This is a genomic window from Bacillus sp. 01N45 (assembly GCF_056399205.1).
Genome location: NZ_JBFTQW010000004.1, coordinates 1 through 26377 on the forward strand (window position 1 = coordinate 1; position 26377 = coordinate 26377).

Consider the following 26377-nt stretch of genomic DNA (forward strand, 5'->3'; position numbering starts at 1 on the left):
GTATCATACATCAATTGTATTATACATGAATATGTTTTTTTCACAAGCTTAACGTAAGCCAATATTACAACATGGACGAGATATTTATTCTTGTTAAAATGGTATAAGTGGATTGTTTTCTACAAATGGCAGAACATCAATTATGTATCAGGGGCCTTTATGGAGTACCGCTCATCGCAATCAAGCTAAGAAAATAAAACTACCCAAAAAACGAAAATTTTGTGATAACTTGTAACAAAAAACTCATAATTTTTTGGGGGAGTTCTAAATTCTTAAGTTGATGGGTATGGACTATATATCCTATCTATACAAATATTGTCTACATAACGCATTATTATCGGTAGCAAGGACAAGGAGGCATCTTCCCCTTACAAGGGAACCCCCTTTCTTTGTTCTATCGATCTATGCATTTTTTTATACATTCCTATCCCGGCACGGTTTTAGGATTCTTTTTTGTTGTTGTATAAATAAAAAACTGTATTACATCTTGCATCCTCCTAGGTGTCACTATATATGAACACTACGTATTTGACTTTCTCAATGACCAACATTACTTAACATAGTAAAATAGTATTCGGATGCGAATCCAATGTTATTAAAATTAAAGTGGTTATCAAGTCGGAGGAAGGCACCTTAAGGTGTCTTTTCTTTTTAAAATATATAAGCGTACTATCCCTTTCCTAACAGAGGCCTCCCCTCATGCTTCCTTACAGGGAGAATGATAAGGCTTTTTTTATTTACCCAATTACCGAGCTCTCAAATGTTTTAAATAGTTATAATACATGTATTGCTTCAATAACATATGATCATTCTTAAGAATGTCATTGAAATGTACCAATAGATATTAGTGCAGTAAAATAAATTGTGTTATGATGTGAGCAAATATAAAGCTATTTAACGGAGGGATTCATATGCCGCATGTTGTATTTCGTGGAATTACTATTGAACAATTAAAACGCATAAGCAAGCCATTAGTAGAAGAGCTCGCAGAGATTTGTGAGTGTGGTACGGATAATTTTACGTTGGAACTACCAAGTTCTACGTTTGTATTCAATGGAGAAGAAATAGAAGCGTTTCCTCTTATTGAAGTGAAATGGTTCGAGCGCGGACAGGAAATTCGTGATCGATTTGCCAAGGCCATTACTACATATGTAATGGATTTTGGACTTCCAGAAGTAGAGGTTGTATTTACGGTTTTCACAGAATCGGCGTATTATATTAACGGGAAGCATTGTGCAAGTTAGAGCTATTTGAAAGGTTTTTGTACGGTTTATAAGGGGTAGAGCCACATTGCTATCAAGCTAAGAAAAGCGAATATCCAAACACAAAACATGAAAAAACTCCTAACAAATTTTGTTAGGAGTTTTTTCAAATATGCGATATTTTTTTAATCTTCACTATTGATTTCTATTGTACCTGTTCTAGCACTAACTTTTAAACTATTTAACAGATTATCAGGTGTTTTGATTTCCACTTCATATTCAAATGTAGATTGTGTTAAGTTGTCATCTTCTAATTCGAATTCTTTTTTCACATTAATAATTTCTCCTTTTGTATGAGATAAAGAAATTTCACGAACTTGTTTCTCTGTGTAGTTTTCATTCTTTTTTGCATAATTGTAACCCATACCATAATATCCCCCAACAATAGCAATACCACTTACTAAAATAGCAATTATACTTATCATTATTTTCTTTTTATGTTTTAACATTTTCATCCACTCCTTCATGATTAATCATCTATTCCGAATCTTGCTTCAAGTGCATTTTCTGCTTGCTCTAATTGATCTTCTAGTATATCGTGTTCTCTTTCTTGCGTTTCATATTGTTCAACAGTTATCGTTCCAGCACGATAATCTGCTTCAAGCTGATTATCAGATAGATCTATTTTGTCATCTAATTGATCAATTTCTTTTTTTGCTGCTAAGTACGTATTTAAGTTTTCTTCTTTTGCTCCAACTGGTTTCGTATTATTTGCCTTTTCAACGATAGATGTGACTTCATTTTTAAAATCTTGTATTTGCTTCGTATCATTCGCAGCAGGCCCTGTTTTGTGTGGTTCTTGTTGTAGTTGAGCACTTTCTTTTTGCAATGTATCATTTTCCACTTTCAGTTGTTGTACTTCTGTATTGTTATCAGCTTGAGTAGAACAAGCTGTTAAGAATAAACAAGACATTGCTCCAATCACCATCCACTTTCTCATTCTTTTTTCCTCCCTTTACATGTGCATCTTATCCTTGCCTTTATATTACTGAACAAACATTAAAGGAAGATTAATATACAAAAAAATAAAATGATATAATTAAATAGTTTCTAATCTTTCTTTAATGTTTTGGAATTATACTGATACATATTAATAAGAAGAAAAGGAGAATGGTAATGCGAGTTCTTATTGTCGAAGATGAACAAGACTTACAAAATATATTAGTAAAACGATTAAATGCAGAACATTATAGTGTCGATGCATGTGGGAATGGCGAAGATGCCTTGGATTATATAAACATGGCTACCTACGATTTGATTGTGCTTGACATTATGATTCCCGGAATAGATGGTTTACAAGTATTACAAAGATTACGCGCGGACAATCATACAACCCCTGTCTTGCTTCTTACAGCTAAAGATACAATTGATGATCGCGTAACAGGACTCGACTTAGGTGCGGACGATTATTTAGTAAAGCCGTTTGCTTTTGACGAACTGCTAGCAAGAATTCGAGTGTTAATGCGAAGAAATACAGGAAGCACATCTAATGTGTTTGAAATCGCTGACCTAGTGGTAGACTGCAATATGCATAAAGTAACAAGAGGAGGCCAAGTTATCACTCTTTCCAGTAAAGAATTTGCTATTTTAGAATATATGATTCGTAATAAAGACGTTGTGCTGACACGAGATAAAATTGAACAACATGTGTGGAATTACGACTATGAAGGTGGCTCGAATATTATTGATGTTTACGTCCGCTATCTTCGTAAAAAAATTGATAGCCAGTTTGAAACGAAGTTAATTCATACAATACGAGGAACTGGTTATGTATTGCGAGTAGAATCATGAAAAGACTATCAATTAAAATGAAAGTAACCCTGTGGTATACAGGGCTAATTGTAATTATTATGGCACTCGTGTTAGCTTTTATTTTAACTTCTTCAGATAAAGTTTTGCTTTTTAATATGAAAGATCAATTGAAGAGCACAGTAAAAGAAAGCATGGAAGATATTGAATATAAGCATAGACAATTAAAGATGGACGATGATTTTGAACCCTTAGAAGATGGAGTAAATATCATTATTTATAATAAACAAGGTGAGCTGCTGGCAGGAAATAGTCCAACAAGCTTTAATAAAAAGATATCGCTTAAATCCGATGAAATACAAACCATTAAAGACGGTAATAAAGAATGGATTGTATATGATTTTCTCCATAATGCAGGCGGCGATGAGCAAGTCTGGATTCGTGGAATAATGACTATGAGCCAATTATCATCAACGATGAATACGCTTATCGTGATAACACTCATCTCATTCCCATTACTTATTCTCATTGCCGCAGTGGGAGGGTATTTTATTACACAAAGAGCGTTTCGACCTGTGCAACAAATGAGTGATTCAGCTAGTAAAATTGGTGATGGTAAAGACCTTTCCAAGAGAATTCATTTACAAGGTTCACCGAAAGACGAAATGTATCATTTAGCACAAACCTTTGACAAAATGTTTGAGCGATTGGAGACATCATTCGAAAGTGAAAAACAATTTACATCTGACGCATCTCATGAATTAAGAACACCAACATCTGTTATTATTTCGCAATGCGAATACGCTTTATCACTGAGGAATAATCCGAAAGAAATGGAAGAATCGTTAGAAGTAATTTTAAAGCAATCACGTAAAATGTCCGCGCTAATCTCACAACTCTTATTATTAGCAAGAGCTGACCAAGAAAACCATAATACTTTCCAATTTGAATGTATCAATATGAGTGAATTAACGGAAATCGTTGTAGAAGAGCTTTCATTAATGGTTCAAGAAGCTTCGATTGATATAACAACTCATATAGAGGAAAACCTGTTTATGAAAGCAGATCAAACATTGATGATGCGTTTATTAATGAATTTACTAACGAATGCGATTGCTTATAGCAAAGCGAACGGCACTGTGCATATGCAACTGTTCCGTGATGAAACCAACATAATAGGTAAAGTCTCCGATAATGGCATAGGCATCAGCGAGCAACATATTACGAAAATATGGGATCGCTTCTATCGAGTTGACGCAGCACGAACATCTTCAAGCACCGGAAACACAGGTTTAGGATTGTCGATGGTAAAATGGATTGTCGAACTACACGGAGGAGAAATTACAGTTGAAAGTAAATTAGGAGAAGGCAGTACGTTTACATTTAAACTACCAATGGAAAAACAAGCATAATTTATGCGCATCTGTAGCTTCCAAATAAAGATTGATTCAAAAGCTCTCTTCAATCCTTATGTAAAAATAATTGACACATTTTAAACAACATCGATTTTATCATTTTGGACAACCTTTTCTGTTAAGTTGATATACATGTAGAAAAAACTATAGAAATAAAACCCCAGAAATCCAAAGGTCTCTGGGGCTTCATTATATATTTAGCTCTTTTTGCTTTTTGTTTTGTTTATGTTTATACAGCAATTTTCGGCTTATGAGAGAAATCAGTAATAAGATCAGTACTAGTGCGAAAAGTTGCATAAATGATAAATTAAAATATTTAGCACCTGTAACGATTAACAGTGTAGAAATCGTACCTTTTACAATGAAAAAAATAATGATCCATAATCCGCCTTTTTTCCAGTTCATTTTTATATTACCCTTTCCTACGTTTAAATTCTTTAATGGGACACCTTATTAAAAATCTATTATATTAATAAAAAAGTCATGTCTAATTAAATGCAATGATTCTATAATAAGTGAAAATGATATTCAATGTCAATTTTATTGACTATTTGAATACCTGTTTCTTCATCTCAATCTCTTTCTACTTTGTTTCTTAGAAGCAATGAACTCTTGTTTTCAAACAAAAAAACCTCTTGAATTTGCATGCGAATTCAAGAGGTTTTTTTTCATATACATCAAGTAAGATTTCTTGCTTTGTTTATTCGTTTATGGTCTTAATACATAGCTATTAGTAAACAATAACTGGGTCATACGTGTTCAAACTATCATATACAGTTTTTGCAACGTTAGGAAGAAGGTTTACACACCCGCCTGATCCTCCTGTTAAATAAGCATTATTTCCCCAGTCTTTTCGCCAGCCTGCATCATGGAATCCTTGACCGCTATTTGTGAATGGAACCCAGTAATCTACTTTCACTGCATAATCAGCTTTACCTACTGCGCTTCCTTTAAGCGTGTATGGTGTTCGTTTATATAGAACGTACCACACACCTGGTGATGTATCTTCACTCGTGCTATGTTTACCCGTTACTACATTGGTTGTGACAACTAATTTCCCATCTTTATAAATCCAAATTTGTTGATCTGCAATAGAAACTTCTGCATATGTGTCTCCAATGCCATTATTCGATGTTGTTTTATAGCCGATCCCTTCCTTCTCCCAACCATTCCCGTGAATATTAGAAGCAGAAAGCGATTTCTCGCCTTTCTCAAAGGCTTGTTGAACTTGTTTTGTTTCTTTTTCCACATCTAGTGCCCAGCCGTATCCTTGTCCCTTTACTGAAATAACCGAGCCAGAATGTGTTTTAAAAGCAAAGTCTTTATGTAATGTAGATTTAGCCTTATTAATTTCAGCAACCTTATTCTTAATGTCGCTCGCATCGATTTTTACTTTCATATCCTTTGACATAGTAGCATTTTGAATTAGATCTTTCGCTTTTAATGAATACACTTCATCCTGCACTTTATAATCAACAGACTGCGTAAGAAGATTTTGTAATGCTTTCTCTTCTTTTTTGATGATTGGATCGTCTTCTTTAATAGGCTGTATGTATGCAGACTTCAGATGAATTTCGCTTTTATGCTTCTGCTTGTCGTAATCTTTTAGTAGATTTGTAACGTCATACTGTTTTCCATCAACGCTCTTCGAAATTACAACTTTCCCTTGTTCAAGCTTCGCCATAGCATCTTGAGGTGCTTTTAATTTTTCATTCATAGAAACGAGCTTTTCTTCTACAAGTTTTTTCATCGTTTCACTACGATACTGATCCGCTTTTTCCGGTAGCAATGAATAATCTTTTTCCTTTGCAGAAGGGAAAAATGTCCACTGACTTTTTAATAGTTTCTTAACTTGTGGCAAATCTTTTTCCGTCAGTTCCGTTTTTGTATCTTGTTCATCTAAAATTTCTTGTTGATCAATATAGACTTTATTTGCTAGCCCAGACGTTTTTAATTTCTGTATTGCCTGATCAGCGCTCAAACCACCGACTTTTGTATCGTTAATCGTAACATTCGAATTGAAGTGAGTTGCTTGATAATAACTCATTCCTCCAATAAGAAGTGCAATTAAACCGCCACCCGCTGCGATAAGCTTCCAATTTGTAAAGCGTTTTTTTGATCTTACCCGTTTTTTCTCAACTTCTTCAACAGATTCATTTACTGTATTGTTGTTCATTAATCTTTCCCCCGTATACATTAACGTCAATCGATTTTAAACCAAAACCATTGAATAGTGTACCTTATTTTTCCTGAAATTTCATTATTTTTAACAGATTTCATCTCATTTAATCGATTAAAGTTAGATTTTTTAATAGACAGATACATTAAGATGATAGATAAAGTGAAAAAAGGACCATATCAATCGAGCTACTACGGGTCCCTCGCATTCGCCGAATTTTGAAGGGCGACACTACTTAACTTGGTAAAATAATTTCCGGATGGTTCAAATCAGAGGAAGGCACCATAGAATGTCTATTATTTATGAAAAATATCCACAAAAAAAGGACTACATGTAGACTCTTTTTTGTGAATATTTTAATGTCGCATTTTTTATAAATTCAAATGCAAACTATGCTTCCCGCTTTTCACCAGGTTTCACAACCTCTACTATCAGTCTAACGAATTTCACCTTATGACCTTTATCATCAACAATTTCAAGTTTCTTAAAACTATTAAATATGTTTGTACCACGCTTTGTTGATACGTTTAATCTTTACAGATGTTGAAGTTTTAGACTCATTCTTTGGTGTAATCCTATTATTAGAACATCCTGCAATGGTGAGACAGCATGTAGCCAATAAAACTAATAATATTAACTTCTTCAAATAGCCACTCCTATATAAGGAAAATATTATATTGAGAAAATTAAACATAACATCGAATCTTTGTAAAAACAATATATTTCCTAGCATTATTATTCAATGGCGGATTAATGGACACCTTAATGTTCATTAATCTGCTTATAAGCGGAGAACCTCATGCTCATCAAGTCAATGTCCAATTTCCATTTTATCCGATTCTCAATATTTATTCCAATATAAAAAGATAGCTATTTTTGTTGAATACTAATTATCTCCAAAATGAACAATACGAGCTGAGTTCCTATAACCCTATATACGTTTATTCAACTAGTTTCTCCCCTGTAACAATCTGAAACAAAGTGGCTGCATGTTTCCCTTCTAATTGAGCGTACCGATTTTCCCCCGTCTTGATTTCTATTTTATCCTTATTAGGGCTTACCCAAATTTGATACGACACAGCTTTCGCCTCTATTTTCGGATTTTTAAATTGAAAAATAAAGTGATAATCAGCTGGACGAGACATTTCCACTTTTTTATTTTCAAAAGTAATATCATTTAATATTTTCTTTACTTGCAACACTTCATTATTATCTTTCACTACCTTAAGATCTTCATATTCATTATCACCAATATGTTTTTGCACTTGGATTCTTTGATCTTCATTGCCTGATATATTTGAACAGCCGGTTATTATGAGTATACAGATCGCAATAAAGACTAGAGACCAATTTCTAATTTTCATATTCATACCCTCTTTTCAATACAAAATATTTTAATTTGTAAAATAAAGGTAATTAATTTAAACTTAAAAATATACATAATAAAGAGAAAGGAGTATCGTTCCATGCAGTTACAAACATACACTTGGAAAAGTTATACGTTTCTCATTGTAAGTATATTCGTTACTATTAATCTCTTTCTCTTCTCACCTATTTTAGACAGAGTTGGAGTAGAATATGTTGTACCTTTCGCCTATTTCATATTAGCTTCTGCTGTTATAGTAATAATATTAGCAGTTATCTCTTTTTGTAGCCGATCTGAGAAGAAAATTTTAGCCATTATCGGTTTATGTTTTACTCTATTTAACACAGTAATTATTTTATTTTTCCTTTGGTTTGGTTACCATTTCACTTAATTGAAATATAAATAAACTCCATAAGCCACAAATAAAATTAGTAACATAGAAATGCTAAGTACCGTATATATGGTCCATTTTGCATTTGTACTCATATACTCCCCCTTCTCACTTCATAATAATTCCATTATATAACAAAAAAGCATTGGATACCCAATGCTTTTCACACTTACGCAAATAAAGACGTATTCGCATATAACGCTGGTGAACCACCTGAATGTACGAATAAAATGTTGTCTTCTTTATTAAATGTACCTTTTTTAATTAAGTCGATTAGTCCCGCTACTGCTTTACCTGTATATACTGGATCGAGTAAAATACCTTCAGTTTTCGCAAGTAATTGAACAGCTTCCACCATTTCTGGTGTTGGTAACGCGTAACCTGGTCCTACATATTCATCAAAGCATGTAACAGTTTCGCGCGGGATAAAGTTCGGAATACCAACGTGAGCTGACGTTTCCTCTACAAGTTTTGCTACTTTCTCTTCTTGTTCTGCTTTTCCTCTACTTACGTTGATTCCGATTACAGGAATGTGACTTTGTGTTCCAGCAAAACCAGTAATTAAACCAGCGTGCATACCAGCACTACCACTTACGCAAACAACTGTACTGAAATCAATTCCTTGGTCAAATGATTGTGCCATAATTTCTTGCGCACAAGCAACGTATCCCATTGCACCAGTAGGATTTGATCCACCAACTGGTATTACATATGGTGTATTACCTTTTTCACTTACTTCTTTCGCTACTTTATGCATCTCTTCCATAAGATCTGCTCCGTTTGGTACAACAATTACATTTTCAGCACCTAGTAAATGATATAAGAAATAGTTTCCGTTAAAGTCTGGCTTCTCTTCTGGCTCAAGCCCTTCTTCTAATACAAGGATACATTTCATTTTTTCTTTTACCGCAGCTGCCAGTGTTAGACGGCAATGATTTGACTGAATACCACCAGCTGTAATTAACGTATCTGCACCTTTTGCCTGTGCATCTGCAACTAGAAACTCTAACTTTCTCGTCTTATTACCACCAGCTGTTAAACCAAGTAAATCATCTCGTTTAAAATAAATAGTCGGCCCACCAAGTGCTTCAGAAAAATTGTTTAATTTTTCAATTGGAGTATATGACTCTGTATATTTTTTTCTCGGGAATTTAGCTAAATTCATTAATAACGCTCCTTTTGTACTTCTTTCACAATGTATGTAACGATACTATTATTACATGTAAAAATGATGAAGTCATCTTTCTGGGTGAAAAATGTGTTGGAATTCGGTTTTTGTGAATGGAATTGTATTAATAATTTTAACTCCAATACGGTACGTGAAATTACATTAATAACTTTCACTTTATTTCGGTACATGAAGTTTATATGAACGATTTTTTCAAATATATCGTCCATAACTTGAAATATATCGACTTACCGATAAAAAACGACAACACAAAAGAGCCCACTTATTAAAAAGTAGGCCCTTACTAATCACTTATTTGCCGAAAATCGAAGAAGCTGTGTTAATCCTGGCTCTAAATTCATTTCGCCTTTATGACGTACGTGTACAACCTTGTTCCCATCAAATTTCGGAGCATTCCCTGGATTATACGTCAACCATTCGTTCGTTCCTTCTACAGAGTACTCCATATACTCCGTTGCACCGACAATTACATTTTTACTATCGTCAGCTGTTACATTTGGTGCCATTTGTGCGACTTTCGCATCACTAATTAATAGCTTCTTTATATCCTTATCACGTTTATAATCGTAAGCTGTTACCATTACATCGTTACCATATGCTTTCACTTGTAATCCTTGTTTAAATGAATAGCCATCAGGAGCAGTCTTCTCTCCGCCATTTGGTCCAGCCGACATCCATCCAGTTTCAATACCGCCCGTATTTACAACTGTAAATCCTTTTTCATCTCCGCCTGCAATTTTCTTTTTTCCAGCCCAGTCCGGTAAGTTTAAATCCCAATGCGTGTGACTCGTGAAGAAAACAACTTGCGGGTAATCTTTTAATATATCGTACAATTTATCCACGTTTAAATAGTCATTTAAATACGGTGATTGTCTTGATCCAGATACTGTATCCGGTAAAACGTGATGAGAGAAAATGAAAATGGGCTTATTTTTATCTTTTTGGCTATATTCTTCTAAATTTTGTTTTAACCAACCTAATTGCTCATCACTCATAAATACTTCATCCCACATTTTTGAATCGTGGTATTTCATATATTTTTCAGTTCCTAAAAATAAAAGCGGATAACCGTCTAATTCTTTTTTATGATATACCTTTTCTTGCCCGCTAAATTGTAAGTAGCGGTTAAATAGCGTTTCTTCCGTTACACCATTTGGCCATGTACTTTGAGAGAGCTTTCCATCAGCTGTCCATTTACCAGCATAAAACTCATGATTCCCAACAGTTGACCATACATTCTCTGGATGCTTATTTTTGTTTAACACACGCTTCACATCATCGTATTGTGACTGTTGTCCAGTTGGCGTTATATCCCCATTCATAATAAGCGCTCTAGAAAGTGGCGTCACTTTGTTCATATCTTTTAACACATGATCAAAGTCTCCTAAATCCCCTTGAATGTCACTAATAACATTAAAAGTTGTAGCTGATTTTCGAACTTGCTCTTTCCCTTCTGCATACACTGAAAACGTCGGCAATAATGCCGCCATAACTGCTAACGAAGCAACTGTCTTTTTCATACAAATTCTCCCCCTAATAATAGAATGTACAAACTGCCATGTTCTGCTTTCTCTTAGATGCTTGTCCAATTCACATTATAGGGAGGGATTGTAAAGATAGATGACGTTAAAAGTTAAGTGTTTTTTAAGAGATTTTGTCGTTTTTTGCAAACCACAATTAGCGATTTACGTCAATCTAGCTTTCTAGCTTTTAACATTACATACATGTAAATTTTGATGTTAAATCTTTTCGTTTCATACGTTGTTTTTTATTACTTCTAATTTTCGGGAAAAATCCACTAATTAATAATGTTATAATCCATACCATTATTAGAATAAAATTTATTGTATTACCGGAATTCAAGCTGAAAACTCTCCAAAAATAGGCAGCACAAAAAACGAGGATAGCAGTACTAATAAGTAAAAATGTCCTAACTACTAATCCGATGTAGGATCTCTTCTCTTGCTTAAAAATGAAAGTTCTTCTACCTTTGTACAATCTAATCACAAATAGCAGCAAATATAAACCAAGTGTGGCTCCAATAACAATTGATGTAATAGAGTTGTTTTTTCTCTGCTCAGCTAGAGAGAAGTAACTTTCAGGTAATTTTCCAGTTTCATATTCAATCCATGCGTGGTAAATATCCTGTCGTAAGTCTATACCACCTTCACTATTCGTGAGGATTACCAATCCATCCTTTGTATTAGGAATGAAACCATAAAAAGAATGCCACCCTCGATTATCACCAGAATGATAAATTAATTTCCATTGATTAGATAGTTTTTTTTCAAATATACCTAAACCATTCTCCCCTAATACCGGCTTTTGCATTTCCGTAACACGTTCACTTTTGATGACACCATTCCCTTTATTATGTGCATCCATGCTTGCAAGTATCAATGTCATCATATCGGTAACATTTGTCTTAAGACCTGCAGCAGCCTGTTCGGTAAATTGGTAACTAGGGAGCTCCTCTCCAAAATATCCATAAGCTTTCGAAAGGTTATGGTTTTCAGGACGTTGTAAGAATGAACTAGATTTCATTCCTAAAGGTTTCATAATTTGTTCTTCCATATAACGATCAAACGGTATTCCGGTAACCTCTTCAATTACAAGTTGTAAAATTGTATATCCGCCACCAGAGTAAATTGTTTCTGAACCTGGTTTATTGGTAACCTCCACTGGTTCATTAAGCCATCCTTTTCCAGACAGAGACTCCTCAATAGAGTCAAGATGTTTCCCTGGTGTAACCCCGAGGTATCCTTTATGTGCAGACAGCCCTGCTGTATGGCTTAACAATCTTCTTATTGTGACTTCATTATTATTAAACTCTGAATTAGGTAATTTCCATTTGGTCAGATATTTTCCAACGGGATCATCTAGTGATAAATGCCCTTCATCTACAAGATGTAGGATTCCCCACGCTGTAAGGTTTTTAGATATGGAACCAGCTTGAAACAATGTATCGTCACTCACCGCTTTTTTTGTCTTTTTGTCTACATAACCGTAGTTAAGTGTATAAGCAATACGCCCCTCATGTACAATCCCTATTGCAACCCCTGGTACCTCATAATTCTCTTGCCATTTTGGTACCTGTTCATCCAGCTTTTTTTTGAAATCCTCTATACTCCTATCAGTCAACGTGCCCGATTCTGCCCTCACCACATTTGTAAACCATGCTTCATTCGTAATAAATATGTAAATCATTAAACATAAAATACTTTTGCATATTATCGATGCTTTTTGTCTATTCTTCATTTGCTCCACCTTTTTTTCAGAATATTCTATCCATCAATCAGAGTATCCCATTCTAATATCCTGTTCTATCGATTTTTATTACTTAACCTTACAAAATTGTAATAAAAATCAAAGATCTACTATTGTCCTTTATCTGAGGGCAATGAAATTCATTAACAAGATTGATATGAAGTTATATCTATTGTTTCAGTTAAGGCCCCTAAAATACTAGTTTGGTTAATCAAATAGATATATTCCAAACTACAAAAATTTATAATAGAAAAGGTGGATTTTAGTTTTAATTAGAATTTGACCAAAGTATTGCTGCAAATATTTATTCTATAAAAAGAAGAACCCCACACATTTTGATTAAAACTTCAAAGTATCTCTAGATACATCTAAAAATTTAGCAACTTGTCCAATTGTGTACATTATGTTCTCCTTTATCATTGCTACTTAATTTATTACATTCATACTTCATATTCTTTACATTATCGAATTTCTCTTCCTATTAATACCTCCTTGTTCTCCCCCAAAAAAAGACACAGAGATTTCTCCCCATGCCTACTAATTCCTACTTCTTCACCGCATGCACATAATGCACCGTCTCAAAAGCTTTTAAATAATCGTTTCGTCCTTCAAAATATAATGTATGAATATCCTCTGGTGATAAGTGCTCATAAATGAGTAAGCCTACCTTCTCTAACAGTGCTTCCATTTCAGCATAAGAAAAACACGATTTCATCGGTTCTCCGCCTACTGCAGCCATTTTTACCATATTTTCAACTCGATTGGACAATCCTTTTTCCGTAAATAAGTTTTCATCCGGATAATCGAATACGATAGAGCTCCCCACTGGAACCATCTCGAATAAATTTTCTATTAAACTAGAAAGCTCCTCTTTCGTTAAATAGTACGTAACACCTAATAGGCTAAAGAAAGTCTTTTTATTTTCAAATCCTTCATTCCGTAACTGTTCACTGGAAAACCCTTTCGTGAAATCCATCGAAACAAAATGAAGGTTGTTTGGAGTTTCAAGTACTGCTTCTTTTATTCTCCCCCTCTTAAACCTTTGTGTAGAAGGATGATCTACTTCAAATATTTCTATTTCATTCTCTAATTCTCGGTGTCTAAAGCTGAATGTATCTAAGCCTGCACCGAGTATGACGTATTGTTTTGCGCCTAATGTAATTTCATGTAGCAATACTCTTTCACAATATGCCGCACGTGCCAAAGGTGTTGGTGATAATTGAACTTGTGTAATCCATTTTAATATTTCTTGTGGATTGTCTTGAAACTTTTGTGCAATGTCTGTATTGAAAAAATGGATTCCTTGGACCATATTTGTTTCAATATCGTTACGTTCTTTTTTTGAAATGAAATCTTTAGCTACATAATCATCAAAGATTTTAGGACTATCAAATTCACTATGGTACGCCCTTCCGAAAGCTGATACTAGCGACGTTACACTCGCTTCATCTTTTTTCACGCACATACACTCCTTCATTTTCACAACAAAAATAGGGTTCCCCTGGCCAGGAGAACCCTATTATACACTTTATTTTTATATTGGTAAATTATAGCATAAATAAGTTTTTTTGTCAAGTTTTCAGCCTACTACTACTCCGACATTTTGTATATTCTCTAGCAGGAAAATTGTCAATTCACATCGAATGTCCCAAATGATAACAATACATATGGAGGCCAATATGAAACGATTAGTGATCATTACAGTAGGAAAAACACACAGCGGAAAAACTACATTTGCTAAAGAACTAGAAAAAGAGTTACCCCACGCTTTCGTTATGGATCAAGATAACCAAGCTGAATTCATTAACACGCATTATGAAAAATTACAGCCGGACGAAGGCCCAAATACATTTAAACACGGTCTTTCGAAATTCATTGTTGATTATGCAAAAGAACATACAAGTTTACATCTTATTATTTGCAACTCAAATAGAAGCCGAAACGGCCGGATGTATTTGCTAAATGAATTGTTTCAGAAAGAGGAATATGTACGTATACTCGTTCATTTTGACATTCCAAATGATGTACTTTATGAAAGAGTAGCTCGAAGCACGCGAAGTACCAATATTTTTAGAGGTGGATATTCTAATTTCAAAGAAGTACTCGATCGACAACAAGCTGAATTGCAACATGAAGATGTGGTCGATCCGATAGAAAACGAGGCTGATTATTTGTTTGTTATTCGTAATCGTAAGGATGTAAACTCTACTATAGAAGAAATTGTTCATCTAGCTAAAGATCTCTCCCCTACCCAAAAATAATAGACTATAAGAATTACATAATGATAGATTATTATGCAAATACTTCCTCTAGACATCCTACATGGTATATAATGATAAGATAATCTACTTCTATATGCTCAATTCTACACAAAACAACTCATGCATATGAAAGAAAAGAGGTACAAAAATATGAAAACAAAACAAACAATCGCTGCGTCTACACTAGCTTTAGCAATGATTGCTGGCGCAAATTCTGCTCATGCGGAAGTAACTGATGCTACTCCTCAGCAAAGTACAGGAGATCGATTAGCTGAAATTAAGCAACATAGACAAGAATTAGATGCGAAATTACAGCAGCACAAAGAAAACGTGGATCAAAAGTTGAATGAACTTAACCAAGTTAAGGAAAATGTTGATACGAAGGTGAATGAACTACACGAGCGTAAACAAGTTGCTGATGAAAAAATTAACGAGATAAAGCAACGTAAAGAAGAGCTAGATGCAAAACTTCAGCAAGACAAGCAAATCGCCGAAGATAAAATCGCTGAAATAAAAGAGCATAAAAAACAAGTAGAAGAAAAAGTTGCTGAAGTGAAAGAACATAAGCAAAATATCGATAATAAAGTGAATGAGATTAAAGAACATAAACAAACTGTCGATGAAAAAGTGAATGAAATGAAGCAACATAAAGAGAACATCGATCAAAAGGTTAATGAACTTAAGGAAGTTAAAAAACAGGTAGATGAAAAATTAGCTGAGTTAAAGAAAGCAAAACAAACTGCTGAGGACAAACTTGCTGAGTTAAAAGAAAATAAGCCGCATACTGGAAATACGTTAGAGGAACTTAAGAAAATTAAAGGCAATTTAGATAGTCTTTCCGCTAACTTAGAACTAGCGAAACAAGATGTAAAAAACAAACTAGCTGAATTACAAAAAGCTAGAGAAGATTTACTAAATAAAATTAACGAAATTAAACAAGCGAAACAAACTGTTTCAGATGATTTAACAAAGAAAAAACAAGACTTAGATATTAAAATTAACGACTTTAAGCATACTGAGAAAAAAATTGAGGACAAATTAGCTGAGGTACATACAACGAAGCAAAATGTAGATAACAAAATTAATGAAGTATCTCAATCAAAACAAACAGAAACAAAGACTGGTACTACAAACACAAACAATAACGCTAGAGAACTTCCTAACGCTGGTAGTGAGCAATCAAACAATATGGCTTTAGGTATGTTATCTGTATTAGGCGGCGTTTTATTAATTACACGAAATAAAATTAAAGCGTTATTCTCAAAATAAAGCAATTATACAAAAGACAACCGCACACTTGTGCGATTGTCTTTTTTCTTTATATTAACTTCCCATCTCTTAGCGTCAATATACGATCACATACATCAAGCATTCTTTCATCATGCGTAATCATAATTGCTGCTTTTTGGCTCTCTTTCACTTCACGTTTCATCATTTCTACAACTTCACGTGCGCGTTTTGAGTCTAAGCTTGCTGTTGGTTCATCCGCTAATATTAAATCTGGGTTGTTCATGAACGCGCGAGCGATTGCTACCCTTTGTTTTTCCCCGCCAGATAGTTGATTTGGATAATGACTTTTTCTTTCACCTAATCCAAATGCCGCTAATAAATGATCCGCACGCTTTTCTGAGTCTTGTTTGTTTTCTTTTTTAAGCTTTGCAATGTAAAGCAATTGTTCTTTTACATTTAGATATGGAACAAGATTTGCAAACTGGAAAATGAAGCCGATTTTTTTCAAACGAATGTCTGTCATTTCCTTTTCTGATAGCTTCGTAATATTTTGCTCACGAATGTAAATATCCCCTTTTGATGGTGATAATAACGCACCCGCGATTGATAATAACGTACTTTTCCCTGATCCAGAAGGACCGACGATTCCGATAAATTCTCCAGCTTTCACATCAAGCGACATCGGATGAAGGGCTGTTACTTCCGTATTCCCTTCTCCGTACACTTTACTTACTTTGTCTAATTTTAATAATGAAGTCATTACATCCCGCCTCCAATTGCTTCTAATGCATCAACTTTTAATACTTGGTATAACGAAATAAGTGTTCCTAAAATACTAATTACGATGAAGATTGCTGCATATTGTGCAATCATCGGTGTTGTTAATAAGAACGGCATACCCGCTGGTAAAATTTGTTCTAATCCTTGTACAAGAACAATACTAATTACCATCGCAACGACTGATAAGAATAACGCCTGCACGACTAAGCTATTTGCTAAATAAGAGTTCTTTGTACCAATTGCTTTTAATACACCTAATTGCTGTGTTTTTTGCAATGTAATGACGTAGAAGAATACACCGATTAGTAACGCAGCGATAACAAGTAAGAATGCAATGATCATCGTTAATGTTCCTTGCTCTTCTTTAAATCCTGGAATACTTTGCAGTACTTCTTTTTTGTCGATAACATGTGCATTTTTAATTTCTTTATCTGTATTCAGCGCAATTGCACTATAATCTTTTTGGTTTGGTTGTGAAATAGATCCCCATACGTCTTCATTTACATAAACGACTGGTGTATGGCTAAACATTTGATCTTTCGTAAATCCAACGATTGTAAATTCTTTCTTTGAAACAGGATCAATAATTGTATCCCCAATATCGATTCCTTTTTCTTTAATAGATTCATCAGCAACCATTTCGTTATTTGCTGTGCCTAATTTCTCACCTTTTACAATGTTCGGTTCTAAAAATGAATCACGTTCACTTGAGAAAATAGCAACATCCACTTTTTTCGAACTATCTTTCTTTTCATACGTTGAAACTTTCACACGAAACGGAACGGCCTCTTTGTCGCCTACTTGATTGACTACGTTATCTACATCTTCTTTCTTAATTTGTGAACGAAGTAATTTATTTTCCGCATCATCTGCTAAAACGAACTTATTTGCCTCCATATTTTGAATCGATGAAGCATTATCATATGATAATCCATTTGCTAATCCTGAAATAACAAGAACTAAAAATGATAATAACACCATAATCAGTCCGATTAATCCGTATCTTAATTTTGATTGTTTTAATTCACGCAGAGCTAAAAACATTTCGCTCGCTCCTTCCTCTTTCTTTCTATGCACTTATCATAAAAAAGAAATATGAACGGAATATGAACAGAAGATTACAGAGGAGAAGATTTAATTTTCGGAAAGTATTGAAAATAATCAGAATCCTTGATACAATTCAGTCAAATAATCTTGACCGAGTAATTTTATTTGAGGAGTTGATCTTGTTGAAGCCCATGTTAACACTAACTACTTATAGCCAACTAAAAGCAATAAGCGATCCACTTCGTGTCGAAATGATGATGCGTCTATGCGAACGTCCTTATACAGGACAACTACTATCTGATAAATTCGGCATTCCAAGGGCTAAAATTCATTATCATTTAAAAGAATTAGAAAAGAATGGTTTTATAGAAATTGTTTATACAGAAGAAAAGAATGGCATCATTCAAAAGTTTTATCAATCTGTCGCTAGAGGCTTCACCCCTGCCGCGGACCTATTACCTCATTTAGAAATATTAAGCGAATCAGGTCGCCAAATCTTTTTACAAATGACAGAAAGAACGAAAAGCCATATTCTCGCTGCACCAGAAGAAGCTTTTACATTACGAAAAGTAAGCGAAGACCCAGCAGAGTGGAATTACGTTTCATCTTGCTGGGAGTTTGATGCCACGCCAGAACAATTTCAAGTGTGGGTGAAAAAATTTCATGAATTAATGGCTGAATTAAATGATATCGCAAAAGACGCAGATAAAGATCCAAATAGTAAATCTTATTACATTTCTACTACTGCACTACAAATCGATGAAAAAGCAATGCAGCGCTTTGTGAAAAAAGAAGAAAAATCGTAATACGATTTTTTTTACATAGACGGTCAAATTTATTTTACCGAATAATTTTTTTATAAAGGAGTAGATTAAATGGACATATTAAAAAACCGAAATTTCCTCTTACTTTTTTTAGGGAGAATTTTTACAAACATAGGAGATAGCTTATATTATGTAGCTGCRATGTGGCTCGTATATAAGCTGAGTGGTAATCCTTTTTATTCTGGATTGGCTGGTTTCCTTACATTATTACCTTCTGCATTACAATTCCTTACCGGCCCATTCGTTGATAGATGGGCAATAAAAAACACCCTCGTCATTACACAAGTTTTGCAATGCATGCTTATTTTAATCATTCCTATTACACACTACTTCGATCTATTAACAGTTCAACTACTACTCATCATCATGCCCATCGTAGCCTTTATCGAACAATTCGCCTATCCCGCACAATCAAAAGCTTTACCACTTCTACTTCATAAAACACAACTATTAAAAGGAAATTCACTCTTTTCATTTGCGTATCAAGGCATTGATTTAATTTGCACGACGCTTTCTGGCATATTAGTAGCACTACTTGGCGCAATCACTTTATATGTAATTGACTCTATTACATTCGCGATTACTGCCCTTTTGTTCTTTTCATTGAAAATGCCAAAGCAAGCAGAAACCAATACATCACTTTCAACTAAACAATATTTCACTGATTTAAAAGAAGGTTTTTCGATCGTCTTCCGTTCATTAATGGGCGTATTCTTAATCGGTTCAGTAGTCGCTAATTTTTCAATCGGTATGACGATGGCGATACTCCCTTCTTTCGCTGATTCTTTAGGAGGCGTGAAATCATATGGCTTCTTCTTAGCCGCTATATCAGCCGGCAGTTTAATTGGAGCATTATTCAGTTCATGGGTTGGTAAACGTAATGTTGGCCGTGTCTCTATTATTGGCTTTGCGACTGGTGCTATCTTTTGGTTTCTCTCCACGATCGTACCGTTTCAGTGGTTGTCTATTCTCTTATTCGGTCTAGCCTGGATTCCAATTGGTGCAACCAACATATTATTTGCGACAATTAGTCAAATTGTAATTCCAAATCAGTATATTGGACGCATAAACTCAGTCATGCGAAGTATGGGCACAATTGCTATGCCGTTCGGTTCTTTAATTGGTGGATATGCTGCAAATGTATTTAGTAGCCAACTCATTTTCGCGTTCGCTAGCATCGGGATTTTATTTATTTCTTTCGTATGGCTACTTCATCCAAAGTTACGGGCTTTGCCGAAAGCTGATGAAATTACAGCGGATACTTTTGAAGTTCGGTTTAAAGAAGAGCGCGGGAAAAGTACAGCTTTATAGCAGAAGTGGCAGTACGTGAAATTTATATCGGCGATTTTCATAATATATCGGCGCAACTCAAATTATATCAGCGATTTTCCGATTATATCGATTTATCGACAAAAAATGACAAAAAGAAGAGGCTGTTCCCAAGCAGCCTCTTCCATCTATTTCGGAAGCTCCACCTGAACAGTAGTCCCTTCCCCTTTCGTACTATATACTGAAACGTTTCCGTTATGCAGTTCAACAATTTTCTGCACAATCGATAATCCTAAACCACTACCTTCTACGTTTCTTGCCCTTGCAGTATCTACTTTGTAAAAACGATCAAATATACGATCCATTTCTTCTTTTTCCATACCGATTCCGTTGTCTGATATAGAGATCATCACGCTCGACTCTAATTCTTCTACAACAAATTCAATCGTTCCGCCGTCGTTTGAAAACTTAATGCTATTCGTAAAAATATTACTCCATACTTGATGAAGTAAGTTTTCATCACCTTGTATTGTAATATCCGGCACATCAAATTCAACGGCGATATCTTTTTCACGCCATTTCCATTCGAGCATAAAAATAACGTCTTTAATTTGCTTCTGCAAATTGAATTCTTTTATTTGTAATACTTTTTCTTCTTTATCTAGTGAAGCTAGCGTAAGTAACTGTTTACATAAACTAGACATTCGCTTACTTTCGCCCTCAATAATTTGTAAGTAATGGTTTCTTTCTTCCGCACTCATCTCTTCTGACTGTAACGTTTTTGAGAACCCTTGTATGGAAGAAAGCGGCGATTGAAATTCATGAGAAACATTTGAAACGAATTCTTGTCTCATCTCATCTAATTCTTTTATACTTTTCGTCATCTTTTGAAAATTAGTTGCTAATGTACCAATTTCATCTTTTCGATTTTCATCTAATTCGATATCATATTCACCACTTGCAATCTTTTGAGTCGCTTTCGTAAATGTTCGAATGGGACGAACGATATAACCTGCTGCAATCGCTATAAAGATAATACTTAATAGTACGATAAACCCAAGTAATACCGCTAAGAAAATTCGCATCTCGCCAAATTGGTTCTGAATGTCAGGACGAATAAATAAAGCGTACTGTTTATCACCGTGTTGCACTGGTACACCGACACTATTTATTAATTCATTATCGAAAAAACCTGTAATAAAGAGACGTGTTGGATACGTAGAAACACCATTAAACGTTTCGCCATTCAATACTTTATGAACGGTATCATCACTTATTGTTGTCTTACGAAACGCGTTGCCGATACGTTTTCCATTCTTTTTATCATCGACAATATAAATTTCATATCCTAACTTCGCAATAGACTGTAAGTATGCCTCTTGATTTTCTTCACTTTGCTTTTCATATAACGATTTTACTTCTTCCGCATACATTAAAATCTTTTCACTATTGTACGGTTTTAACTTCACTTGATAGTACACATTTGTTAATAAAAAACCGATAATACTGCTAAGTAGCATGATTCCAACCGTCATAAAAACAAATCTAGAGTATAGTGATTTCATTTTATTTCAACTCCAACTTATAACCGAGTCCGCGTACTGTCGTAATTTGAAAATCATCTGTTCGTTTTGAAAAACGATCTCTAAGTCGCTTCACATGAACGTCAACTGTTCGTTCATCTCCTTCAAAATCCATTCCCCATACTAATTCAATTAATTCTTCTCTTGAAAAGGTTCTTCCAGGATAACTAGCAAGTTGTGATAATAATTCAAATTCCTTTAATGGAAGCAAAATTGTCTGACCGTTACACTTCACTTCAAACCCTTTTCGGTCAATTATCGTTCCGTGTAATGTAATAATATCAGCACTAAGCATTTGATAACGACGCAATAATGCTTTCATACGGAAAATAACTTCAGCTGGCTCAAATGGTTTTACAATATAATCGTCCGTACCAGAAATGAATCCTTTTTCTTTATCGACTAGCTGATCTTTTGCAGTTAATAAAATAACAGGTATATCATGATACTTCCGGATTTCTTCGCATAACGTATAGCCATCAACAAACGGCATCATAATGTCTACTATCGCAAGATGAATATTTTCTTTCTCTAATACGCCTTGCGCTACCTTTCCATCTTCCGCTTCAAAAACTTTAAACCCCTCTTTTTGCAAATGGTAATGTAACAATTCTCTAATATGCTTATCATCATCAGCTAATAAAATATGTATCATCTTCATTAAACCCTCTCTTGTTCATCCTTCTACATCCTTACCTTAAGAAACAATTGGATTTTTTGCAAGAAAAAGAAAAACAAACCAACATTTTAAGATAAATAAAAAGAATCTATTTTGAAAAAAGATTATTCAAAATAGATTCTTACGTTTTAGTATTAAGATTATTTTAATGAAAAGTAATTTCTATGCTTTAGAAATATCAACGAATCCTTCTCCAAATACGTCACGAACATCGTGTATAGCAATGAACGCAGCCGGATCTGTAGTTTGAACAATCCGTTTTAGCTTGACTACTTCTTGCTTATTAATAACAACATAAAGAATTTCCTTCGGCGTTTTCGTGTAATAGCCATGACCTGAGTACACAGTAACCCCTCTGCCCATTAATGTAGTTACCTTTCCGGCAATTTCATTCGGGTTATCAGAAATAATCGTAATGGCTTTCTTCGGATTTAAACCTTCAATTACAAATTCCATCACTTTCGTTGCTACATATAGCATAATAATTGTTATCATCAGTTTTTCTGCACCAATGATGAAATAAGACGAAAACGCAACGATTAAATCGAAGAACAGTAAACCATAGCTAATGCTCCATCCTAAATATTTATGCGTCATCCTTGCTAAGATGGTAGTACCTGCTGTTGTTCCGCCAACACGAATAATAAGACCAATCCCGCACCCAATAAATATTCCTCCGAAAATGGCATTTACGAGCATTTCATCCGAAGCAACCGTCCAACCTTCTGTCAAATGAAGGAATAACGAGTTCGTAACTACAGCGATAATCGTATAAATTGTTGTAATCTTATTTAAAAATTTATAACCAGCTATTAACAAAATCGCATTTAAAATTAAGTTAACTAAGCCTGGTGACCATTCAAATAAATAATACGTAATAATCGTGATACCAGTTACTCCACCCTCACCAAACTCGTTCGGGATAACAAACAAATTGACACCTAACGCAAAAAGAAATGCACCAATAATAATAAAAATAATGTCTGTCGTTCTTTTTTTCATACAGTACCTCACTTCTTATGTAAATATTTATTCTGTCATAAACTCTCACCATTATATCGTGGAATATTCAAATCGAACAGTGGTTTATTTTTATTTTAATATAGGGTAATAAATCAACTTCATCCTATATCCACATGTAATTAAAAAGTAAAACAACTGTATTTATTTATGTACGACAAATAAAGTTTTGATTTCACATGCAATTCACCCTAAAAAATGTATATCAACACTCTCACTCGCACAAACTTCAAATACAAAACAAATAGGCGAAGCTATAGAATAAACTTCGCATCAAGCGTGTGATCATAGAGATTCATATGAGATTTTATATTCATAATTTCCAGAAATAAATTTACTTATCCTTCTCCATATATTCTTTAATCTTTCGTTCTTCCCACTCTTTTCCGAATATCCCAACTGGAAAAGTTGTCAAACCATGTATAACGATACCGATTCCCCAACCTGCAAGTGGATATAAAAACCATAATTTACTGGAATCAGAGATTATATTTATAATAAAAAGCATTAAGTTCACTAGTATATAAACCGTTAAATGAATGTAAAAAGCTTTTAAATTCTCCACCCTTTTTTTAGCTCGTAAATAAACCTCATCTTGCTCCACCCTTAAACACCTCTTTCCATATTGTTTTTTCACCTTCACTCCAGTCTTAACATCATATTCTAATCGGAAATCCGTTATTCTCAAAAAACACAAAACAAAAAGTACCCATCGAATTGTCATACATATGATCATTCGATGGGTACTGCATGATACATTTGTTATTTACAAGCGTCTAATTAAGACCAAATCCAAACATCATCATTATTTTCAACGTTGCTCTTTACCTCATACACTTTTTCAATATGATCCGTTGTGTTCCAGTTAATAGAACTTCCGCCCCAGCCAACATACTTCATATCAATTTTTACTTTCTCGCCCGTATTAAATACTTGTCCCTTCGTTAAGAAAATATCAATAATAACTTTCTTCCCATTTAGTGTTGGATACTCAACTACGACATATTTAGTAGAACCTTCTCCTTCCTCTTCCCTAGTTCCTACTTTTGATACTTCCCCAATCACATAATCAGGAGAACCATCTTCTTTCATGTGCATACCTAATTTATTTGACGTATTTTCAACTGTATTTGCAATCATATATTCAGTAAAATTACGCATCATAGATCCAGTAGCTTTTACTTCATCTCCTACTTTCACATTTGAAAGAGAATCTATATATACACTTACAGGCTCCTCATATTGCTTAGATTTTACGACAATTACACCGTTATCTACTTCTACTACCCGTCCTTCTAACGTCGAGAAATTCGATTCAATAGAAGCTGCACTCGCTTTTGATAGTTCTAATCCTGGTAAATTCGTTCCTGATAATGCTGCGATCCCTAAAGCACCTGCTAAAATTAATTTTTTCATACCCATATGTAACCTCTCCATTCATGATGATTATATTTTTTGATTGGATACGACCAACCTGTAACTATTATAGTTACAGGTTGTATAAAATAGCAACCATCTTTCTTATGCAATGTTGCATACTGTAACTTTTAAATATGAATCGATTATTCCTATATTCAACACGAGTGCTAAATTCTTGAATCACAGCAGGGAAACGGATTGATGATGAAGAAACTAATGTGATGCATCATATTTTTTCAATACTACAGTTTGTATAATCGTAGTCCATTACATTATGTAGGAGCGGAGTTAATATGTTAAAGAAACCAAACAGATTACAGCCAGGTGATATCGTAGCAACAGTAAGTCCTTCATGGGGAGGCGCAGGTGATTCTGAGATAAGATGGCGTTATGAACAAGGGGTAAAGAGATTAGAAGAAGTTTTCAGTCTTACGGTTATCCCAATGCCAAATAGTTTAAAAGGTAGCGAATTCATTTATAACAATCCACAGGCTCGTGCGGAAGATTTAATGACAGCTTTTAAGGATACGCGCGTGAAAGCAATTATTTCGAATATTGGCGGTGAAGATAGCATTCGCTTACTTCCCTATATAGATTTTAATGTAATACGTGAAAATCCGAAAATTTTTATGGGGTACTCTGACGTTACCATTTCACACTTGTTTTGTCATAAAGCAGGAATTTCCTCTTTTTACGGTCCAGCAATTTTAACTGATTTTGCCGAAAATATAGAGATGGATCCATATACAGTTGAAATGGTAAATCGGACTCTCTTTTCAAATGAGACAATTGGCGAAATTCAACCAGCTCATGAATGGACGAGTGAGCGTTTAGAATGGATAGAGGTAAATAAAGATACAAGGCGTACGATGCAACAAAACAATGGCTATGAACTACTTCAAGGCTCTACTACCGTACAAGGACGCTTAATTGGTGGTTGTATAGAAGTATTGGAATTTGCAAAAGGAACGGAGCTTTGGCCTGAGAAAAAACATTGGGAAAATAGTATCCTTTTCTTTGAAACTTCTGAAGACCATCCAGAACCAAGCTATATAAAGTATTGGTTACGAAATTACGCAGCGCAAGGCATTCTCCAAAAAGCAAAGGGTCTCATCTTTGGTAAACCAAAAGACGAAATGTATTATGAAGAATATAAACATGAAATACTACAAGTTATGAAAGAACATAACTTAGAAGATTTGCCGATTCTTTATAATTTAAATTTTGGTCATACCGAGCCGAAGTTTATTTTACCTTACGGTGCGATGGCAGAAATTGATTGTGAAAATGGGTCTTTCTCTATTTTAGAGAGTGGCGTGGAATAAAGGAAAACTTTAAATAAGTATAGCCATAAGTTTTATAATTATGTTTTCCTGATCCTACAGGAAGAATAGCGTATTTTTTCATTTTAGGCAGATTACTTATCTAATGATAAAGGGGGATTTAC

The 26377-nt window shown here is 34.4% G+C and carries 25 protein-coding genes; 9 read left to right on the top strand and 16 right to left on the bottom strand.

The features are described 5' to 3' along the window. The first annotated feature begins 911 nt into the window (after window positions 1–911). Complete coding sequence (locus tag AC1DMU_RS10545; protein WP_088063967.1) at window positions 912–1244, top strand: DUF1904 family protein; 333 nt, start codon at window positions 912–914, stop codon at window positions 1242–1244. A gap of 143 nt (window positions 1245–1387) precedes the next feature. On the opposite strand, the gene AC1DMU_RS10550 is transcribed toward AC1DMU_RS10545, so the two are convergent. Both AC1DMU_RS10550 and AC1DMU_RS10555 read right to left on the bottom strand, forming a co-directional pair. Further along, window positions 1388–1711, bottom strand: a complete 324-nt coding sequence (locus AC1DMU_RS10550; protein WP_088063968.1) for a PepSY domain-containing protein — start codon at window positions 1709–1711, stop codon at window positions 1388–1390. Window positions 1712–1731: 20 nt separating this feature from the next. After that, complete coding sequence (locus AC1DMU_RS10555; protein WP_088063969.1) at window positions 1732–2202, bottom strand: hypothetical protein; 471 nt, start codon at window positions 2200–2202, stop codon at window positions 1732–1734. 176 nt (window positions 2203–2378) lie between these two features. Here AC1DMU_RS10555 and AC1DMU_RS10560 point away from each other — a divergent pair, with 176 nt between their 5' ends. Next, window positions 2379–3053 carry a response regulator transcription factor gene (locus AC1DMU_RS10560; RefSeq protein WP_087984229.1) on the top strand — a complete coding sequence of 225 codons (675 nt, stop codon included), beginning with the start codon at window positions 2379–2381 and terminating at the stop codon, window positions 3051–3053. Next, a complete protein-coding gene (locus AC1DMU_RS10565; protein WP_088063970.1) occupies window positions 3050–4423 on the top strand; it encodes a sensor histidine kinase in 1374 nt (457 codons plus the stop codon). Before AC1DMU_RS10560 ends, AC1DMU_RS10565 begins: the two co-directional genes overlap by 4 nt. A gap of 192 nt (window positions 4424–4615) precedes the next feature. Here AC1DMU_RS10565 and AC1DMU_RS10570 read toward each other — a convergent pair whose 3' ends face one another. The 3 genes from AC1DMU_RS10570 to AC1DMU_RS10580 all read right to left on the bottom strand — a co-directional run bounded on the left by AC1DMU_RS10570 (window position 4616) and on the right by AC1DMU_RS10580 (window position 7969). Beyond that, the gene (locus AC1DMU_RS10570) at window positions 4616–4831 is read right to left on the bottom strand and encodes a hypothetical protein (protein WP_001104093.1); all 216 of its coding nucleotides are present in this window, start codon (window positions 4829–4831) and stop codon (window positions 4616–4618) included. A gap of 325 nt (window positions 4832–5156) precedes the next feature. Beyond that, window positions 5157–6602 (bottom strand): L,D-transpeptidase family protein, encoded by a 1446-nt coding sequence (locus AC1DMU_RS10575; RefSeq protein WP_088063971.1) that lies wholly within the window; start codon window positions 6600–6602, stop codon window positions 5157–5159. Between the two features lie 944 nt (window positions 6603–7546). Next, window positions 7547–7969 carry a YhfM domain-containing protein gene (locus AC1DMU_RS10580; RefSeq protein WP_097907138.1) on the bottom strand — a complete coding sequence of 141 codons (423 nt, stop codon included), beginning with the start codon at window positions 7967–7969 and terminating at the stop codon, window positions 7547–7549. Between the two features lie 102 nt (window positions 7970–8071). On the opposite strand from AC1DMU_RS10580, the gene AC1DMU_RS10585 reads away from it, so the two are divergent. Further along, window positions 8072–8362, top strand: coding sequence for a hypothetical protein (locus AC1DMU_RS10585; RefSeq protein ID WP_088063973.1), 291 nt, complete (start codon window positions 8072–8074; stop codon window positions 8360–8362). A gap of 169 nt (window positions 8363–8531) precedes the next feature. Here the strand turns inward: AC1DMU_RS10585 and cuyA are convergent, their stop codons facing one another. The 4 genes from cuyA to AC1DMU_RS10605 form a co-directional block, all read right to left on the bottom strand. Continuing rightward, entirely contained in the window at window positions 8532–9527 is a 996-nt protein-coding gene (gene cuyA / locus AC1DMU_RS10590; RefSeq protein WP_088063975.1) for a D-cysteate sulfo-lyase, read from the bottom strand. Between the two features lie 311 nt (window positions 9528–9838). Then, window positions 9839–11071 carry a DUF4073 domain-containing protein gene (locus AC1DMU_RS10595; RefSeq protein ID WP_088063976.1) on the bottom strand — a complete coding sequence of 411 codons (1233 nt, stop codon included), beginning with the start codon at window positions 11069–11071 and terminating at the stop codon, window positions 9839–9841. Window positions 11072–11267: 196 nt separating this feature from the next. Next, window positions 11268–12809, bottom strand: coding sequence for a serine hydrolase domain-containing protein (locus tag AC1DMU_RS10600; protein WP_088063977.1), 1542 nt, complete (start codon window positions 12807–12809; stop codon window positions 11268–11270). A gap of 553 nt (window positions 12810–13362) precedes the next feature. After that, on the bottom strand, window positions 13363–14277 hold the full coding sequence (locus AC1DMU_RS10605) for a class I SAM-dependent methyltransferase (protein WP_142291776.1): 915 nt from the start codon (window positions 14275–14277) through the stop codon (window positions 13363–13365). Window positions 14278–14497: 220 nt separating this feature from the next. Here AC1DMU_RS10605 and AC1DMU_RS10610 point away from each other — a divergent pair, with 220 nt between their 5' ends. Together AC1DMU_RS10610 and AC1DMU_RS10615 are read left to right on the top strand one after the other, a co-directional pair. After that, on the top strand, window positions 14498–15079 hold the full coding sequence (locus AC1DMU_RS10610; RefSeq protein ID WP_088063979.1) for an ATP-binding protein: 582 nt from the start codon (window positions 14498–14500) through the stop codon (window positions 15077–15079). Window positions 15080–15229: 150 nt separating this feature from the next. Beyond that, window positions 15230–16348, top strand: a complete 1119-nt coding sequence (locus AC1DMU_RS10615) for an LPXTG cell wall anchor domain-containing protein (protein ID WP_088063980.1) — start codon at window positions 15230–15232, stop codon at window positions 16346–16348. Window positions 16349–16397: 49 nt separating this feature from the next. Here the strand turns inward: AC1DMU_RS10615 and AC1DMU_RS10620 are convergent, their stop codons facing one another. Further along, window positions 16398–17069 (bottom strand): ABC transporter ATP-binding protein, encoded by a 672-nt coding sequence (locus tag AC1DMU_RS10620; protein WP_000202602.1) that lies wholly within the window; start codon window positions 17067–17069, stop codon window positions 16398–16400. Beyond that, a complete protein-coding gene (locus AC1DMU_RS10625) occupies window positions 17069–18133 on the bottom strand; it encodes an ABC transporter permease (protein WP_088063981.1) in 1065 nt (354 codons plus the stop codon). The genes AC1DMU_RS10620 and AC1DMU_RS10625 overlap by 1 nt, the downstream gene beginning before the upstream one ends. A 185-nt stretch (window positions 18134–18318) precedes the next feature. On the opposite strand from AC1DMU_RS10625, the gene AC1DMU_RS10630 reads away from it, so the two are divergent. Next, window positions 18319–18942 carry an ArsR/SmtB family transcription factor gene (locus AC1DMU_RS10630; RefSeq protein WP_000803870.1) on the top strand — a complete coding sequence of 208 codons (624 nt, stop codon included), beginning with the start codon at window positions 18319–18321 and terminating at the stop codon, window positions 18940–18942. 69 nt (window positions 18943–19011) lie between these two features. Continuing rightward, a complete protein-coding gene (locus AC1DMU_RS10635) occupies window positions 19012–20271 on the top strand; it encodes an MFS transporter (RefSeq protein ID WP_088063982.1) in 1260 nt (419 codons plus the stop codon). Between the two features lie 146 nt (window positions 20272–20417). Here AC1DMU_RS10635 and AC1DMU_RS10640 read toward each other — a convergent pair whose 3' ends face one another. The 5 genes from AC1DMU_RS10640 to AC1DMU_RS10660 all read right to left on the bottom strand — a co-directional run bounded on the left by AC1DMU_RS10640 (window position 20418) and on the right by AC1DMU_RS10660 (window position 24933). Then, on the bottom strand, window positions 20418–21794 hold the full coding sequence (locus tag AC1DMU_RS10640) for a sensor histidine kinase (RefSeq protein WP_088063983.1): 1377 nt from the start codon (window positions 21792–21794) through the stop codon (window positions 20418–20420). Window position 21795: 1 nt separating this feature from the next. Then, window positions 21796–22473 (bottom strand): response regulator transcription factor, encoded by a 678-nt coding sequence (locus AC1DMU_RS10645; RefSeq protein ID WP_002013739.1) that lies wholly within the window; start codon window positions 22471–22473, stop codon window positions 21796–21798. Window positions 22474–22653: 180 nt separating this feature from the next. Then, window positions 22654–23493 carry a YitT family protein gene (locus tag AC1DMU_RS10650; protein WP_088063984.1) on the bottom strand — a complete coding sequence of 280 codons (840 nt, stop codon included), beginning with the start codon at window positions 23491–23493 and terminating at the stop codon, window positions 22654–22656. A 352-nt stretch (window positions 23494–23845) separates the two neighbouring features. Further along, window positions 23846–24115, bottom strand: a complete 270-nt coding sequence (locus tag AC1DMU_RS10655) for a 2TM domain-containing protein (protein WP_088063985.1) — start codon at window positions 24113–24115, stop codon at window positions 23846–23848. A gap of 176 nt (window positions 24116–24291) precedes the next feature. Further along, window positions 24292–24933, bottom strand: a complete 642-nt coding sequence (locus tag AC1DMU_RS10660) for an ATP F0F1 synthase subunit alpha (protein ID WP_088063986.1) — start codon at window positions 24931–24933, stop codon at window positions 24292–24294. 290 nt (window positions 24934–25223) lie between these two features. On the opposite strand from AC1DMU_RS10660, the gene AC1DMU_RS10665 reads away from it, so the two are divergent. Continuing rightward, entirely contained in the window at window positions 25224–26255 is a 1032-nt protein-coding gene (locus AC1DMU_RS10665) for a S66 family peptidase (protein WP_088063987.1), read from the top strand. Window positions 26256–26377 lie beyond the last annotated feature (122 nt).

Coding starts and splice junctions, on each gene's coding strand:
- AC1DMU_RS10665 (WP_088063987.1), top strand. CDS start 25,224: ATGTTAAAGAAACCAAACAGATTACAGCCAGGTGATATCGTAGCAACA.
- AC1DMU_RS10595 (WP_088063976.1), bottom strand. CDS start 11,071: ATGAAAAAGACAGTTGCTTCGTTAGCAGTTATGGCGGCATTATTGCCG.
- cuyA (WP_088063975.1), bottom strand. CDS start 9,527: ATGAATTTAGCTAAATTCCCGAGAAAAAAATATACAGAGTCATATACT.
- AC1DMU_RS10625 (WP_088063981.1), bottom strand. CDS start 18,133: ATGTTTTTAGCTCTGCGTGAATTAAAACAATCAAAATTAAGATACGGA.
- AC1DMU_RS10585 (WP_088063973.1), top strand. CDS start 8,072: ATGCAGTTACAAACATACACTTGGAAAAGTTATACGTTTCTCATTGTA.
- AC1DMU_RS10620 (WP_000202602.1), bottom strand. CDS start 17,069: ATGACTTCATTATTAAAATTAGACAAAGTAAGTAAAGTGTACGGAGAA.
- AC1DMU_RS10560 (WP_087984229.1), top strand. CDS start 2,379: ATGCGAGTTCTTATTGTCGAAGATGAACAAGACTTACAAAATATATTA.
- AC1DMU_RS10565 (WP_088063970.1), top strand. CDS start 3,050: ATGAAAAGACTATCAATTAAAATGAAAGTAACCCTGTGGTATACAGGG.
- AC1DMU_RS10610 (WP_088063979.1), top strand. CDS start 14,498: ATGAAACGATTAGTGATCATTACAGTAGGAAAAACACACAGCGGAAAA.
- AC1DMU_RS10640 (WP_088063983.1), bottom strand. CDS start 21,794: ATGAAATCACTATACTCTAGATTTGTTTTTATGACGGTTGGAATCATG.
- AC1DMU_RS10545 (WP_088063967.1), top strand. CDS start 912: ATGCCGCATGTTGTATTTCGTGGAATTACTATTGAACAATTAAAACGC.
- AC1DMU_RS10580 (WP_097907138.1), bottom strand. CDS start 7,969: ATGAAAATTAGAAATTGGTCTCTAGTCTTTATTGCGATCTGTATACTC.
- AC1DMU_RS10600 (WP_088063977.1), bottom strand. CDS start 12,809: ATGAAGAATAGACAAAAAGCATCGATAATATGCAAAAGTATTTTATGT.
- AC1DMU_RS10575 (WP_088063971.1), bottom strand. CDS start 6,602: ATGAACAACAATACAGTAAATGAATCTGTTGAAGAAGTTGAGAAAAAA.
- AC1DMU_RS10555 (WP_088063969.1), bottom strand. CDS start 2,202: ATGAGAAAGTGGATGGTGATTGGAGCAATGTCTTGTTTATTCTTAACA.
- AC1DMU_RS10650 (WP_088063984.1), bottom strand. CDS start 23,493: ATGAAAAAAAGAACGACAGACATTATTTTTATTATTATTGGTGCATTT.
- AC1DMU_RS10645 (WP_002013739.1), bottom strand. CDS start 22,473: ATGAAGATGATACATATTTTATTAGCTGATGATGATAAGCATATTAGA.
- AC1DMU_RS10550 (WP_088063968.1), bottom strand. CDS start 1,711: ATGTTAAAACATAAAAAGAAAATAATGATAAGTATAATTGCTATTTTA.
- AC1DMU_RS10570 (WP_001104093.1), bottom strand. CDS start 4,831: ATGAACTGGAAAAAAGGCGGATTATGGATCATTATTTTTTTCATTGTA.
- AC1DMU_RS10615 (WP_088063980.1), top strand. CDS start 15,230: ATGAAAACAAAACAAACAATCGCTGCGTCTACACTAGCTTTAGCAATG.
- AC1DMU_RS10660 (WP_088063986.1), bottom strand. CDS start 24,933: ATGGGTATGAAAAAATTAATTTTAGCAGGTGCTTTAGGGATCGCAGCA.